The sequence below is a fragment of the Pseudarthrobacter sp. NIBRBAC000502771 genome, from assembly GCF_006517215.1.
Taxonomy (GTDB): Bacteria; Actinomycetota; Actinomycetes; order Actinomycetales; family Micrococcaceae; genus Arthrobacter; species Arthrobacter niigatensis.
The window spans coordinates 431,780-445,952 of sequence record NZ_CP041187.1 but is presented as its reverse complement, the minus strand read 5'-3'; the positions used below and the strand labels follow the sequence as shown (position 1 = coordinate 445,952).

The following is a 14,173-nucleotide window of genomic DNA, read 5'->3' as shown; positions in this document are numbered from 1 at the left end:
TCGGGGGACATGGTGGACGGGCGCTCCGCGAGCTTGCCCTATCATTCTACCGGCACGGGCGCATCGCTCTGAATCCCCGCGGCCCCGGTGGGGGTGCCGCACAAAACGCTGGAACATTCGAGGCGTATGGAGGTCTGGTTCTGGAGTTGCCGCAGGGCCTTCACTAGGATTGCTGGATGGCTGAGAATTCGAAGTCCGTGTTGTTGCCGATGGTCGCTGCTGCCGTGTTCGCCGGCCTGGGCCGCATGGTGTTCCAGAAGGTCAAGGCTGACCGCCTGGCCCGCGAGACGCGGGTGGCGGGCCCGGTGGATGAGAAGACCAGGCAATGGATCAGTGACGTGGTGCGGACTCCGCGGCATTAGCCCGCAGGCATCCTCCCACTTTGTTGCAGGGCGTCCCTTCGGGGCGCCCTTTTGCGTGCCTGAGGTTACTGAGCTTTACCCGCCGTATGACAGGCGAAAATTTTTCAAATGTGCTCTATGTCATATCGCGCTCTCAGTCTGTACCCTGTGAACAGTCTGGTCTCAGCTAATTACAAAACCTGTAATTCCCTCTGCAGTGCCAGTCATTCGGGGCGCCCACCACTCTGGGCGGCACATCGTGAAAGGGTTGCACGTGAAATCAACTGGAAAGAGCCCCTTGCGGGCTGGGGGACTCCGGAAGGCGGCCGCCCTGGCCGTCGGGTTGCCCCTGATCCTCAGCTCGCTGGCAGTGGGGCCCGCTTCGGCGGCGCCTGACGTCCAGGGCGCCGGAAACGCTTCATCCGGCGCCAAGGACGGCCAGTTCAAGGACGGCAGGTACATCGTGGTACTCGCCGGTCCGGCTGCCGCGGCCTATGAAGGGGGAACTGGCGGGCTGGGCGCTACCAAGCCGCAGCAGGGCAGGAAGCTCGACGCGGGCAGTCCCAACTACAAGGCCTACGACGCCCATCTGCGCAAGCAGCAGCGCGACGTTGCAGCTGCGCAGGGGGTCACTCCCGCCAAGCAGTACACCGCGGCCCTGAACGGGTTTACGGCGGAACTGACCGCGGCGCAGGCGGGAGCCCTGTCCAAGGACAAGCGCGTCCTGGTGGTTGCGCCCGACGTCGAGAACAAACCCGATTACACCACCACCGACTTCCTCAAGCTCACCGGTCCTGATGGGGCCTGGGCCAAGCAGTTCGGGGGCGAAGCCAACGCCGGCAAGGGCGTAGTGGTGGGCGTTATCGATTCCGGCTATGCCCCGGACAACCCCTTCCTTCAAGGGGAACCGGTGAAGGCCCTGCAGGGTGAGGCGCAGGTTGGCGTTCCCTACCGCACCGGCGACGGCAAAATCGCCATGCTCAAAGCGGACGGCACCACTTTCGAGGGTGAATGCCAGAAAGGACAGGGAACGGGGGCATCCTTTGACGGATCACTCTGCAATTCCAAGGTCATCGGGGCCCGGTACTTCGCGGATTCCTTCCTGCAGTACGTAACACCCGGCAACCGCGCCCCCGAAGAGCAGATCTCCCCCGTGGACGTGGGAAGCCACGGCACCCACACGGCCACCACTGCCGCCGGCAACGCCAATATCGAGCAGGTGATCGACGGGGCCAGCTTCGGCAAGAGCTCCGGCGTGGCGCCGGCCGCCAAGGTTTCGGTCTACAAGGTCTGCTGGGAGGACACCAACCCGGACACCGGCGGCTGCTACTCCTCCGCTTCGGTTGAGGCCGTGGACGCAGCCATCAAGGACGGCGTCGACGTCTTGAACTACTCCATTTCCGGAAACAACAACAGCACCACCGATCCCGTGGCGCTGGCCTTCCTGAACGCCGCCGCCGCCGGCATTTTTGTTTCTGCCTCGGCAGGAAATTCCGGTCCCACGGCCTCCACCGTCAACCACGCCTCGCCATGGCTGACCACGGTGGCCGCCGCAACCTTCCCCAGTGACCTGGTGGGCACGGTCAAGGTATCCGACGGATCGCTGTACCGCGGCGCATCCATCATGAAGTCCGAGCCGGCGGACAAGCCTGTGGTCCTGGCTGCTGCTGCCGCCGCGGCCGGTACGGCCAACCCCAACCTCTGCGGCCCGGGCACACTTGACGCCGCCAAGGTGGCCGGCAAGGTTGTGGTCTGCGACCGCGGGGTGGTGGACCGGACCGCCAAGAGCCAGGAAGTCCTGGACAAGGGCGGCGTGGGCATGATCCTGGTGAACCTCACCAGCAGCTCCGAGGACGCCGACAACCACGCTGTTCCCACGGTCCACGTCAACGCGCCCAAGAGCCTGGAGCTGAAGGCCAAGCTCGAAGCGAATCCGGCACTGACGGTAAGCCTGGTCAAGGGCGACCTGACCGGACTTCCCCCGGCGCCGGCGCCCCAGATCGCGGGCTTCTCGTCCCGCGGGCCCACCCTCGCGTCCGGCGGTGACCTGCTCAAGCCTGATATCTCGGCCCCGGGCGTGAACGTCCTTGCCGGCGTCTCCACGATCGGCAACCATGGCGACCAGTTCGGATTCATGTCCGGCACGTCCATGGCCGCGCCGCACATCGCCGGTTTCGGTGCCCTGGTGCTCGGCAAGCAGCCGAAATGGTCGCCCGCCATGGTGAAGTCCGCCATGATGACCACCGCCTACCCGCTGGTGAACGCCGACGGCACGCCCAATACCGATCCCTTCCAGGGCGGCGCCGGCCACATCGACTCCACCCGTGTCCTTGATCCCGGGCTGGTCTACGATTCAGGCATCCAGGACTGGCTCGGCTTCCTCAACGGACAGGGCGTGGAAACGGGAGCGCCGCAGGCGGGCACCATCGCTGCCCGCGACCTCAATGTTCCCTCGGTTGCCCTGGGCAGCCTGGTGGGTGAGGTCCAGGTCAAGCGCAAGCTGACCGCGCTGGTCCCGGGCATGTACCGCCCCGAAGTGGACATGCCGGGCTTCAACGTCAACGTCGAACCCAAGGCATTGAACTTCGCCAAGGCCGGGCAGACTCGTGAAGTGACCCTCACCATCCGGAACGTCAGCGGCCCCGTGGGCAAGTTCAGCACCGGCAGCCTCACCTGGAAGGGCCCACGGACGGTGAGCTCACCGATCGCCATCCGGCCCGTTGACGCCCAGATCGCCCCGTCGTTCTCCTTCAGCTCGCCCACGGGCACCGGCAGTGGATCAATGAACCTCGTATCCGGCTCGGACAGCCCCATCGCCGTCGGAGTAGAGGGGCTGGCACCCCTGAGCCAGACCGCCATCACCAAGACCCCGGGAGCGTATGCAGCCACGAACGACGCGCACAACGCCCTGCTCCAGGTGAAGGTGCCGGCCGGCGCCACGTTTGCCCGGCTGGGCATCCAGGCGCAGTCCAACGACGTCGACTGGGACATGGTGGTCTACACACCGAACGGATCCGGGGGCCTCACAGCCACCCAGGTGGCAACGGCATCGGCCAGTGAGTTCCTGGACCTCGAATCACCGCGTCCCGGGACCTACTACGTGGTGGCGAACCTGTACGCCACCACGGACAACGGGCCTGCCACTGCTGCGGTCCAGACCGTCTCCTTTGCCGGTGACGCAGGCAACCTGACGGTTAATCCCAACCCCATCGTGGCGCCGAACGGGACCGCCACCTCGGCCACGCTCAATTGGACTGGACTTTCCGAAGGGTCGTACCTCTCCCGGCTGAGCCTGGGCAGCAACGGCATCAAGACCTGGGTCAACGTGCAGGTAGGTTCCGGCTCTGCCCCGGCTCCGGCCGGCGCTCCCCAGATGGGCATGGCCCAGGCTGTTCCCGCAGCCTGACCATCAACTAAGCATGGGGGGAGGGTCCCGGACGATACGTCCGGGACCCTTTTTCGTGCCAAGGGCGCCGGCGGTCAGGCGCCGTTGCCACCCAGCAGGGGAGCCATGGCCTTCCACCGGGCGATCTCGCAGCCATCCGTCCGGGTGAAGACCGAATGGACCGCCCGGCCATGGAACGTGCCCGAAACGACGGCCACCTGTGGTCCCCCGTACTGCTGGGTGCACAGCCTGGGTGGCCCGGGCCGGGGAAAGAAGATGTCTTCCCCGAATTCCTCCACGGCCGCCAGCGCAGCTTCCGGTGCCGGCAGGGTGGTCCCGGGCGATGGAGTCCCGTCCTCCGCCACAAGCCGGAACACATACTCGGGAGCCTCCGGGGCCTCCCGGACGCTGATGGCCAGGTCGATCACTTCTGCACACCATCTGCGAAGGCACCAAGGTCCAGGGCAAGTCTCTCCCGCAGCGCGGTTGCCTCCGCGGCAAAATTGCGCTGGTGCTCAACGTAGGAAGCCTTGCCCTGTGGGGTTTCGATAGGAATGGCTGGGTAGCCCCACTCGGCGAGGTCGTATGGGGAAGCCTGCATGTCCATGGCCCGGATGCGCCAGGAGAGTTCGAAACAGTCCATGACCAGTTCGCTGGGCAGTGCCGGCAACAGTTTGTACGCCCACTTGTAGAGGTCCATGTTGGCGTGCAGGCAGCCCGGCTGCTCCATGTGGCGCTGCGACTCCCGGCTAGGTGAAAACTCGTTGAGCGGGATGGCATCCGGGGTGTAGAACCGGAACGCGTCAAAGTGGGTGCACCGGATCCTGTTGTCCTCCACCACCTTGTCCGTACCCGCTGACCCAAGCCGCAGTTGCAGGTATTCGTGGCGGAGGTCGAACTTGTCCTGCCGGTAGACCATGGCCCATTCGTGCAGGCCGAAGCAGCCGAACTGGGCAGGCCGGGCCGCCGTGCCCCGAAGGATCACTCCGGCGAACGCCACTGCTTCCTTGCGGTCCGCAAGGAAGGCGGCCCGGTCGAAGGTGGCCGCCGTGCTTCCCGCAGGCAGGCCCAGGAAACCAAGCTCGCCGTCGTCGAGCCTCCGGTAATGCTTCCAGCCCAGCCGCTCGGCTGCCTGGGCGCCGGTGAGGACCGCGCCGGCGCCCGGGTGCCAGCGCTTCAGCTGCCCCGGTTTCTGCGTGTAGTAGGTGAAAAGGAAATCCTCCACCGGGTGCTTTTGTCCTGCGGACCGGCGGGCCAGGTAAGGATCGGCGTAGCGGCTGACGCGCTGCAGGTGGGCTTCCCCCCGTGCCTGGGCGCTGTCCTCCGCCAGCAGGCTAAGAGGCTCCACCGGCGGCACCGAGCACATCCCGGGCAGCGTCCCATGCGCTGATCTCGCATCCGTTGGTCCGCGCAAATACAGAATCCACGGCCACGCCGTCCACCATGCCCGTGACGGTAGCTGTTTGGGGGCCGCCGTACTGTTGGGTGCAGGGCCGCGACGTCCCTGCCGGGGCCGGGGCCAGGATGCCTGGGTTCGCTTTCAGCGCGGCGCAGGCGGCAGCGGCGTTGGGATGGCTGCTTTCGGCGGCGGGGGTGCCCGCGGAACAAACCAGGGTGTAGTCGACTTCGGGTGCGCCCGGGGACGGAACCACGGTGATGGCGAGCTCGGCATTTCCCTGTCCCGGGCCCTCGGCTGGCCGCGACGTGGCGGGGGCGGGCGCCGGTACCGAGGTTTCTGTGTCCGGAGAGGGGGCCGCAGTGCCGGCCGGGGAGCCTGCCGATGCGGTGGAGGGCGCTGTGGACGCGGATGTGCCATTGCCGGGAGTGCCGCTGCAGCCCGAGACCAGGCCGGCGGCAACGGCAAGGAATGCTGCGAGCATCCGGAACTTCCGCATCAGGCCACCTTCCCTTCGTCCAGCAATTCTAGTCGCTTGGCATGGGGCAGGCAGGCCGTCGCCCTCCGGGCAGTCACTGGGAGGTGGCGGCGATCAGCCCCATCATGGAGGCATGCAGTTCGGTGACCTGGTCACGGGTCAACCCCAGCCGTTCCATCATGGTTCCCGGTACCTGGAGCGCCCGTTCCCGCAGGGCAGTGCCTTTGGGAGTCAGCTCCACGGCCAGGGCGCGCTCGTTGCCGTCCACACGGCGCCGAGTGATCAGTTCCGCCGCTTCGAGCCGGCGCAGGAGCGGAGAGATGGTGGCCGGCTCCTGGGCCAGGGCTGTACTGATGTTCCGGAGGGTGCGCGGGCTGTCCTCCCAAAGGCAGAGCATCACCAGGTACTGCGGATGCGTGAGGTTGAGCTTCTCGAGTACGGGTTTATAGGCGCCCACCACGCTGCGGGCGGCCACCGTCAGCGCAAAGCAGAGCTGATGTTCAAGCAGCAGGTCTTCGTCGTGTGCCGGGTCTGTTGCTTGTGAGTCCGTTGCAGTCATTGGGCCTCCGATTGTTAGTGCACTAATCATTAGTGTACATTTGTTTTAGCCGGTATTGAGTGGAAGGAACCTCTTCATGGGCAAGGACAGGTCCGCGGACAAGGGCAACGCCTCCCAGCGCTTCATGCGCGCCACCGGTAAGCTGCGGGCCGTTTTCGGGCCTGCCAACCGAAGCGCCCTGGCACATGACATGACTGAAGAGAACCGCCGCCTGCTGGCCCAGCGCCAGGCGGAAACCCAGCAGTGGGAGACCGTCACCAGGCCGGACGGCAGCACCTACGTGGTGCCGAAGAACCCCGAGGACCGCTCCCTCCGGTAGCAATTCCGCCACCCTTGGGCCGGAGCCTTTTTGCTGTCCCGGGCATAAAATTAGGGCACTGGCTCCTGACGGAGCCAGGCGGCACTTTCGCCCGATATCCGGGAAGGGGGTGGAAAACAGTGGCACATGTCCTCACCAGTTTCATGGGCCTGACCGAGCGGCTCCGCTTTGTCTTTGGTCCCGCCACCCGACTGGACGCCGATGCGCCCGTGGTGCACAAACACGACGAATTCGAACAGGCTTCCGAAGAGGACCTTTCTCACTTCGTGGTGGAGACCGATTCAACCGGCCACCATTACGCGGTGCGCCGCGAAGATCTGGAACGCGAAACCTGATCCTTCCCGGATGCTTCCAAGCACGGAAAAGCCGGGCCGCCCTTCTCCCTTCAAGGGGAGGAGCGGCCCGGCTTTTCGTTGGCGCCTACCGGCCGGTGCCGCCGTAGACCGTCGCTTCGCTTTCGGTGTCGAGCCCGAACGCCTTGTGGATTACGCGAACTGCTTCGTCCAGCAGATCGGCGTGCGTCACCACTGAGATACGGATCTCCGAGGTGGAGATCATGTTGATGTTGATGCCCGCGTCTGACAAGGCCTTGAAGAACGTGGCGGAGACGCCGGGGTGGGACCGCATGCCGGCGCCGATCAGCGACAGCTTGCCGATCTTCTCGTTGTATTCGATGGCCTCGAACCCAATCTGGTCCTGCGCAGCCTTCAGGGCGGCCAGGGCTTCGGCGCCTTCCACGATGGGCAGCGTGAAGGAAATGTCGGTCTTGCCCGTGCCGTGCGTGGACACGTTCTGGACGATCATGTCGATGTTCGAGTGGGCGTCGGCGATCACCTGGAAGATCGCGGCGGCTTTGCCGGGGATGTCGGGGACGCCGACCACGGTGACCTTCGCTTCGGAACGGTCATGCGCAACGCCGGAGATGATTGGCTGCTCCAAGGCAACTCCCTCTTGAGTGGTGATCTTGTCGTCGGCGCTGGGGATGACCCAGGTGCCTTCATGCTGGCTGAATGAGGAACGGACGTGGAGCGGGACGCCGAACCGGCGGGCGTATTCCACGCAGCGCAGGTGGAGGATCTTGGCGCCAGACGCCGCGAGTTCCAGCATCTCTTCGCTGGAGATCGTGTCGATCTTCTGGGCTGACGGGACAACGCGCGGATCGGCGGTAAAAATACCGTCCACATCTGTATAGATCTCGCAGACGTCCGCTTCGAGGGCTGCCGCCAGCGCCACGGCCGTGGTGTCCGAACCACCGCGGCCTAGCGTCGTGATCTCGTTGGTGGTCCGGGACATGCCCTGGAAACCTGCCACGATGGCGATGTGGCCTTTGTCCAGGGCGGTGCGGATGCGGTGGGGGTCGACGTCGATGATCCGGGCCTTGCCGTGGATGCCGTCGGTAATCATGCCTGCCTGCGACCCGGTGAAGGACTGGGCGGACGCGCCGAGCTTATTGATGGCCATGGCCAGGAGCGCCATGGAAATCCGCTCACCGGCAGAAAGGAGCATGTCCATTTCGCGGGCGGGGGCGGAATCGGTCACCTGTGCGGCGAGGTCCAGGAGTTCGTCCGTGGTGTCACCCATCGCAGAGACAACCACCACCACCTCGTTGCCGGCAGCCTGTGCATCCACCACCCGCTTCGCGACGCGCTTGACGCCGTCAGCATCAGCAACGGAGGAGCCACCGAACTTCTGCACAATGAGTTGTTTGGTCACCGCGCCGGAGGCGGGGGCTGCCAGCGGCTGTGTTGCGTGGTGCACTTCGGTGGTGGGCGTACTCATGCGCATACCTTCATCGGATCAATTGGAGTTCTGGAGGCCAGGCAGCCTGACGCTTGACGGCGCGGCAATCCTTTGGGACAGTTTATCGCCGCGCCCGGAGGGACGTTGAATTGTGACCACATTCCGGCCACGGACCACCGGGGCCGCAGCCTTCGCCGGCAGGGGCGGCAGGTCCGGCCAAGGTGGAGGTCCGACGGCGGGTGGCCGCCGCGTGCCTTAGCCCAGGGCGTTCCGGCGGCCCTCGAAGGCGCGGCCAAGGGTGACCTCGTCGGCGTACTCCAAATCACCACCAACGGGAAGGCCGGACGCCAGGCGGGTGACTGCGATACCGATCGTCTTGAGCATGCGGGCCAGGTAGGTGGCCGTTGCCTCACCCTCCAGGTTGGGGTCGGTGGCGATGATGACTTCCTGGATTTCGCCGTCGTTCAGCCGGGTGAGCAGTTCACGGATCCGCAATTGCTCCGGCCCTACGCCGGCGATGGGATTGATGGCCCCGCCCAGCACGTGGTACCGGCCGCGGAACGAACGGGTGCGCTCCACGGCCAGGACATCCTTTGACTCCTCCACGACGCAGATGACCGCGGGGTCGCGGCGTGGATCGCGGCAGATGTTGCACAACTCCTGTTCCGTGACGTTGCCGCAGACGGTGCAGAACTTCACCCGTTCCTTGACGGTGGTGATCGCCTCAACCAGCCGCTTCATGTCCTGGGGATCGGCTTCAAGGATGTGGAAAGCCAGCCGCTGCGCGGACTTGGGCCCCACGCCCGGAAGGCGTCCGAGCTCATCGATCAGCTCCTGGACGGCACCTTCGTACACTTTTTCCTCTTTAGCTTCGTGTGGATAGCGGATGGATCAGTCAGTTGGCCATGCGCGGCCGGCACTCCTCAGCCGTCAATAGCGTGGCGTCACAGGGCTTCCGTCCAGGGACCGCTCCTCGATCAGTTTTCCGCCCAAAATGCGTTCGACGGCGGCCCGGCCGAATACGCCCGATTCCTCGATGGTTTCATCGTCGGCGCTCGGGATGTCCTGGACGTACGCGCTCGGGGCGGCAGCGGCCCTGGCCGGCGCCTTCGCGCGTCCAGCCTCGGCTTCAGGGCTGTTGGACAGCCGCTGGTAGAGGCTTTGCCGGGTTTGGGTTGGTCCGGCCGCAGGGGTAGGAACCGGCGCGGCAGCCGCTGGCCGGGGAGGGGCGGGCGCCGCGGCCGGTGCCACCGAAGCCGGGGCAACGGCGGCGCGGGCAGTTGCGGCCTGCGTAACAGGGGACGGGGCTGCAGCCGCCATGGCGAATTCGGGTACCGGAGCGCGGTCGGGGGACGGCGACTGGTAGGTTCCCGAAACCGGGTCAGCATGGCCGGAGCCGGAGCCGGAGCCGGAGCCGGAGCCGGAACCCAGAGCCCAGGATGGCACCGTTACGGCAGGGGCCACGGGTATGGAGGGCGGCACCTGGGCGGTTGCGGGTTCGTAATGCGGGACATCGGCCGATGCCCCGATGTTGTCATTTGCCGGGCCTGATGCAGGTGCGGCACCAACGTTGCTCTTGTCGCCAACCACCCATACGCCGGGCGCCTGCTCCACCGCCCTGGTCCAGGGATCGTGGGCGGCGTCCGCCCGCGGGGCATCAGATTGGGACGCGGTACTCGAGCCCGGGGCGCCGGAGGGAGTGCCTTGGGTACGCGCGGCAGCGCCCGGGCGGGCGCCGGCTGCCGTCTGCGGGACACCAGTGGCAGGGGAGGGTGATGCCGTCCGGCCGTCCGGACGTGCCGAGGGCTCCCAGTCCATGGGAGGTTCCTCATCCAGCGGGGGAGCATCCTCATCCCGGGGCGGGCCCCAGTCGTCATCGGAATAGGAGTAGTCACCACCTGCCGATGGGTAGGTGGGCGGGGCGGCGTCCGTGGCGGATGGCTGGGCAGCAGCGTTCCCGCCGTTGACGGACGCGCGGCCGGACACTGGCCCCCGGGTGGCGGAGGCGGTGGCGACTTCCGTGGGACGGCCCCCGGCCGGGGCAGCCGCAGGGGGAACGACGGCGGATGCCGCGGCCGGGCTGGCGGCAACGGCGGAACTGCCCGAGCGGGCAGCAGGGGCGGTGGTCCCGGCGTTGGAGCCTCCGGCGCCGTCCGGGTTCTCCGCATTCCCGCCAAGCGGCGTGCCGGGGACGGCCGCGGTTGCAGGAGCATGCGCAGTGGGTGCTGCCCCCGCAGGGGCCCCGGCAGGCGCAGGAGCCAGCCCCCAGGCAACGTCAGCTGAGGTGGCCGGAACCACCGGACTGGCGGGTACTTTTGGGTTTGGCTCAGAGCTCGCCTGGTTGGCGCCACCGGCAACCGCCTGGATCTGGCAGTCGATACCGACAGTCTTGAGGATGGCCTGCCGCAGGTTGTCCGAGTGGTCTGCCCTGCCGAAGGCGCCGGCAAGCCCCGATGTGGTGAAGGACAGCGTCAGGACACTGCCGTCGAACGCCTGGACCTGCGCATTGGGCTCAACAAGGGCCCAGGTGCTGCGCTTGATTTTGGACAGTGCCTGCAGGACGTCCGGCCACGCCCGGCGAAGGACCTCCACGTCTCCCATGGCCGGGGGAGCAGACGGGACGGACGCGCCGGGTGCCTGCTGGTTCGCCGCCGGGACCTGGCGGGCAGGTGACTGCGGTGCAGCATCGGGTTGCGGCGCTGCGTTGGCCGGCGCCGCAGCGGGGGGTAGCTGCGCAGCAGTGGGGGCCCCTGGAGCGGCGGCGTTCTGGGGCGCCCGGCCGCGGACAGGTTCCTCGACGGGCCAGTCGCTGGTGCTGACCCGCGGTGGCGTAAGCGGGCTGCGGGCGCCGTCAACGGCTGGAGTATCCTGCCCGTGCCCGGAAGTGGGCAGGGACGGAGCTGCCGGAACAGGGCGTTCGTGCCTGCCCTGGGCATGCTGGGCTGCGGCAGGCGAACCGTCCCCGGCCTGCGCTGGAGGGTCCTGCGCTGGAGAGTCTTGGGCGGCCGGCTCCTGTGCTCGATGGGAGTCCGAGGGGGTGTCCACGCGGGCGGCGGCCGGAGCCGCTGTTTGGGGCGCCGGTGCTGCTCCCGCGGGCTGGGAGGGCGTTGCCGTTGCGGGGACACTGACGTCGGTCCCTGCGTAGTTCAGCCGCCTCTCCACGCGGTCGATCCGTGCGGCCATGCCCCGTTCGTTCTGCTCGGAGCTGGGGAGCAGGATCCGGGCGCACAGCAACTCCAGGTGCAGCCGGGGTGAGGTGGCCCCCGTCATTTCAGTCAGGGCCGTGTTGGTGACATCGGCAGCCCGGGAAAGTTCGGCGGCGCCAAGGTTGTGGGACTGGTTCTGCAGGCGGGCGATCTGGTCCGCCGGCATCCCGCGCAGGATGGCGTGGGCGCTTTCGGGCATGGCCTGGACGATGATCAGGTCGCGGAAGCGCTCCAGCAGGTCCTCAACGAACCTTCGTGGATCGTGGCCAGTCTGGATGACCCGGTCCACGGCGCGGAACACGGTGGCGGCGTCGGAAGCGGCCACGGCCTCCACGACGTCGTCCAGGAGCGAGGCGTGCGTGTAGCCGAGCAGCGCCACTGCGAGCTCGTAATCCAGCCCGTTGGGTCCGGCACCTGCCATGAGCTGGTCCAGGACTGAGAGGGAATCACGGACGGAACCGCCTCCCGCGCGGATCACCAGTGACAGGACCCCAGGGGCCACGGGAACGTTTTCCTGGCGACACAGGAGCTCAAGGTAGGCCATCAGTGGCTCGGGCGGTACCAGCCGGAACGGGTAATGGTGGGTCCGGGAACGGATGGTTCCGATGACCTTGTCCGGCTCAGTGGTGGCGAAGATGAACTTGATGTGTTCCGGCGGCTCTTCCACGATCTTCAGCAGGGCGTTGAACCCGGCCGAGGTGACCATGTGGGCTTCGTCGATGATGAAAATCTTGTAGCGGTCCCGCACCGGGGCGTAGGTGGCCCGCTCACGGAGGTCACGGGCGTCGTCCACGCCGCCATGGCTTGCGGCGTCGATCTCGATGACGTCGAGGGAACCCGGGCCGCCACGGGCCAGTTCCACACAGCTGGGGCAGGTTCCGCAGGGGGTGTCAGTGGGGCCCTGGGCGCAGTTGAGGCAGCGCGCCAGGATCCGGGCGGAGGTGGTTTTGCCGCAGCCCCTGGGGCCGGAGAAAAGGTAGGCGTGGTTGACGCGGTTCTTGCGCAAAGCCGTCATCAGGGGCTCGGTGACGTGCTCCTGCCCGATAACGTCAGCGAACGAGTCGGGACGGTATCTGCGGTACAGGGCGGTAGTAACTGTCACGAAGAAAACCCTACCAATCCGGGCTGACATCATGCCGCCCTGTGGGGGAATAGTAAAGACCCCCCATGCACCCGCCAGAGCCCGTCTACCCTTGCTACCTTCCGGTCCTGGGGGAGTTCAACAGGATGACGCCACATGAGGGGCCGTCAGATACTTTACCCGAACATGGAGCACGACTCGAATCGGGGCCCGCCACTGCCTTCCGACCCCCGCACGGCCGGTGCGGGGCCGGAACGAAACGGGCATGAATCTCCATTGCGCATCTCTGCCCCACCCGCGATCATGTGTATGTACACCGATTGGGGCAATCTCAAGGTTGTGAGCTGCGTGGCCTGGCGTAACGGAACGGACCCGGCAGCTCAACGGTGCACAGGGAATGGGCGCATTGGGGGCGCCCATTTCCAGACGAAAAGGCAACCCGGCACCCGGTAAGCGGGGAGGCGGGCGGCGGCCCAAAACCCGCGCCGGAGGAGCCAATTGGGCGATGCGGAAAACTTCAGGTAATCTAGTACCTGCTTTTGATTCAGAAGCAGTTGGAGAATTCGCCTAGCGGCCTATGGCGCACGCCTGGAACGCGTGTTGGGTTAACGCCCTCGGGGGTTCAAATCCCCCATTCTCCGCCGGTCAAGAACCCGGTCCCGATAACCCGGGGCCGGGTTCTTGCTTTATGCGGAGCGTGCAGGCCCCCGAAAATGGGGGATCAGGCCACGTCTGCCAACGGTTCCCCCAGCCGCCTCAGACGCTTCCTCGCTGCCGTTTCGCTGGGACCCCTCCGCCTCAGCGGGCCGCCCAAAGCAAAATGGACGACGACGAGCACGGCTTTGGTTGCCAGCCGGACCGGCAGTGGAAACGGGCCCAGCCGTGGAACCGAAAGTCCCAGCATGTCCCGGTACCGGGGTTCCAGGCTGTACACGGCACCAGCAAACAGGATCCGGTAGCCGGGCTTCAGCAGGGGATGCAGCGGCGCATTGCGGATGAACTCCACAGTTTCCTTGACCCTGGCGTCCGCGCGCAGTTCGCCCCCGGCGTTCCACCGTTCCAGCTGGCCGTGCAGCTGTGCTTCCGTCAGCGGCGGGTCTTCCACTCCCATCAGCGTCCCGGCCTGGGCCCACTGCCGGACGTACGCGTCCGTGCCGCCCGGGATGGGCTTGCCCCAGATCTTGTGGGCTGCGAGGAAGCCATCGGTAAAGGCCAGATGGATCCAACCGGCCAGTCCGGGATCGTTCGCACTGTAGCGGCGTACACCGCCGTCGTTGTCCTGGTAGTTGCCTTGGACGGGCTCATGCAGGCGGCGGACACGCCGGGTTGCCTCCTCCGCGGCCGCCGTGGACCCATAGGTCACCGTGAAGATCCAGCGGATGGTGTTGGCCAGCCGGCGCAGGGGATCGTCGCGGAAGTTGGAGTGCTCGTGGACCCCCGCCAGCGCGCCCGGATGCAGCGACTGCATCAGCAGCGTGCGGATGCCACCCACGATCGGCGTCATGGAGCCGTGCACCGCCCAAACGGCGGATCCGGGCAGGTGGTAGCCGGGGTCGTCCCCTTCGGCCAGCTTCAGCGTCCAGTCCGGCGGGGCGTCGGCCCTGCCGGAGAACGTCTTTTTGATCTCGTCCTGCCATGTACGAAGGACATTGCGCATGAGACATTGTT

12 protein-coding genes, 1 tRNA gene and 1 other RNA gene are annotated in these 14,173 nt (G+C 66.6%); 5 read left to right on the top strand and 9 right to left on the bottom strand.

The features are described from left to right. Positions 1-176: 176 nt before the first annotated feature. Together NIBR502771_RS01980 and NIBR502771_RS01975 are read left to right on the top strand one after the other, a co-directional pair. Positions 177-362 (top strand): hypothetical protein, encoded by a 186-nt coding sequence (locus tag NIBR502771_RS01980; protein ID WP_141158233.1) that lies wholly within the window; start codon positions 177-179, stop codon positions 360-362. A 253-nt stretch (positions 363-615) separates the two neighbouring features. After that, entirely contained in the window at positions 616-3,747 is a 3,132-nt protein-coding gene (locus NIBR502771_RS01975; RefSeq protein ID WP_246839784.1) for a S8 family serine peptidase, read from the top strand. 74 nt (positions 3,748-3,821) lie between these two features. On the opposite strand, the gene NIBR502771_RS01970 is transcribed toward NIBR502771_RS01975, so the two are convergent. The 4 genes from NIBR502771_RS01970 to NIBR502771_RS01955 all read right to left on the bottom strand — a co-directional run bounded on the left by NIBR502771_RS01970 (position 3,822) and on the right by NIBR502771_RS01955 (position 6,159). After that, the gene (locus NIBR502771_RS01970; protein WP_141158232.1) at positions 3,822-4,154 is read right to left on the bottom strand and encodes a serine protease inhibitor; all 333 of its coding nucleotides are present in this window, start codon (positions 4,152-4,154) and stop codon (positions 3,822-3,824) included. Beyond that, entirely contained in the window at positions 4,151-5,083 is a 933-nt protein-coding gene (locus NIBR502771_RS01965; protein ID WP_141161374.1) for a 3-methyladenine DNA glycosylase, read from the bottom strand. The genes NIBR502771_RS01970 and NIBR502771_RS01965 overlap by 4 nt, the downstream gene beginning before the upstream one ends. Further along, positions 5,061-5,621: an SSI family serine proteinase inhibitor gene (locus NIBR502771_RS01960; RefSeq protein ID WP_141158231.1), complete on the bottom strand. Its 561-nt coding sequence runs from the start codon at positions 5,619-5,621 to the stop codon at positions 5,061-5,063. The genes NIBR502771_RS01965 and NIBR502771_RS01960 overlap by 23 nt, the downstream gene beginning before the upstream one ends. 73 nt (positions 5,622-5,694) lie before the next feature. After that, on the bottom strand, positions 5,695-6,159 hold the full coding sequence (locus tag NIBR502771_RS01955) for a MarR family winged helix-turn-helix transcriptional regulator (protein WP_141158230.1): 465 nt from the start codon (positions 6,157-6,159) through the stop codon (positions 5,695-5,697). Between the two features lie 76 nt (positions 6,160-6,235). Here NIBR502771_RS01955 and NIBR502771_RS01950 point away from each other — a divergent pair, with 76 nt between their 5' ends. Both NIBR502771_RS01950 and NIBR502771_RS01945 read left to right on the top strand, forming a co-directional pair. Next, entirely contained in the window at positions 6,236-6,478 is a 243-nt protein-coding gene (locus NIBR502771_RS01950) for a hypothetical protein (protein ID WP_141158229.1), read from the top strand. Between the two features lie 119 nt (positions 6,479-6,597). After that, entirely contained in the window at positions 6,598-6,813 is a 216-nt protein-coding gene (locus tag NIBR502771_RS01945) for a hypothetical protein (protein ID WP_141158228.1), read from the top strand. An 85-nt stretch (positions 6,814-6,898) separates the two neighbouring features. On the opposite strand, the gene NIBR502771_RS01940 is transcribed toward NIBR502771_RS01945, so the two are convergent. The 4 genes from NIBR502771_RS01940 to ffs all read right to left on the bottom strand — a co-directional run bounded on the left by NIBR502771_RS01940 (position 6,899) and on the right by ffs (position 12,674). Continuing rightward, positions 6,899-8,257, bottom strand: coding sequence for an aspartate kinase (locus NIBR502771_RS01940; RefSeq protein WP_141158227.1), 1,359 nt, complete (start codon positions 8,255-8,257; stop codon positions 6,899-6,901). A gap of 216 nt (positions 8,258-8,473) precedes the next feature. Continuing rightward, on the bottom strand, positions 8,474-9,073 hold the full coding sequence (gene recR, locus NIBR502771_RS01935; RefSeq protein ID WP_141158226.1) for a recombination mediator RecR: 600 nt from the start codon (positions 9,071-9,073) through the stop codon (positions 8,474-8,476). Positions 9,074-9,148: 75 nt separating this feature from the next. Beyond that, the gene (locus NIBR502771_RS01930; protein WP_141158225.1) at positions 9,149-12,556 is read right to left on the bottom strand and encodes a DNA polymerase III subunit gamma and tau; all 3,408 of its coding nucleotides are present in this window, start codon (positions 12,554-12,556) and stop codon (positions 9,149-9,151) included. A 21-nt stretch (positions 12,557-12,577) separates the two neighbouring features. Further along, positions 12,578-12,674: signal recognition particle sRNA small type (ffs, locus tag NIBR502771_RS01925), an RNA gene on the bottom strand. A gap of 387 nt (positions 12,675-13,061) precedes the next feature. Here ffs and NIBR502771_RS01920 point away from each other — a divergent pair. Further along, a tRNA-Ser gene (locus tag NIBR502771_RS01920) sits at positions 13,062-13,146 on the top strand. An 80-nt stretch (positions 13,147-13,226) separates the two neighbouring features. Here NIBR502771_RS01920 and NIBR502771_RS01915 read toward each other — a convergent pair. Further along, entirely contained in the window at positions 13,227-14,162 is a 936-nt protein-coding gene (locus NIBR502771_RS01915) for an oxygenase MpaB family protein (protein ID WP_141158224.1), read from the bottom strand. Between the last annotated feature and the right edge of the window lie 11 nt (positions 14,163-14,173).

Bases quoted from the DNA above. Each gene is read 5' to 3' on its own strand.
- NIBR502771_RS01980 (WP_141158233.1), top strand. From the start codon at position 177: ATGGCTGAGAATTCGAAGTCCGTGTTGTTGCCGATGGTCGCTGCTGCC.
- NIBR502771_RS01960 (WP_141158231.1), bottom strand. From the start codon at position 5,621: ATGCGGAAGTTCCGGATGCTCGCAGCATTCCTTGCCGTTGCCGCCGGC.
- NIBR502771_RS01955 (WP_141158230.1), bottom strand. From the start codon at position 6,159: ATGACTGCAACGGACTCACAAGCAACAGACCCGGCACACGACGAAGAC.
- NIBR502771_RS01950 (WP_141158229.1), top strand. From the start codon at position 6,236: ATGGGCAAGGACAGGTCCGCGGACAAGGGCAACGCCTCCCAGCGCTTC.
- NIBR502771_RS01940 (WP_141158227.1), bottom strand. From the start codon at position 8,257: ATGAGTACGCCCACCACCGAAGTGCACCACGCAACACAGCCGCTGGCA.
- NIBR502771_RS01930 (WP_141158225.1), bottom strand. From the start codon at position 12,556: ATGTCAGCCCGGATTGGTAGGGTTTTCTTCGTGACAGTTACTACCGCC.
- NIBR502771_RS01915 (WP_141158224.1), bottom strand. From the start codon at position 14,162: ATGCGCAATGTCCTTCGTACATGGCAGGACGAGATCAAAAAGACGTTC.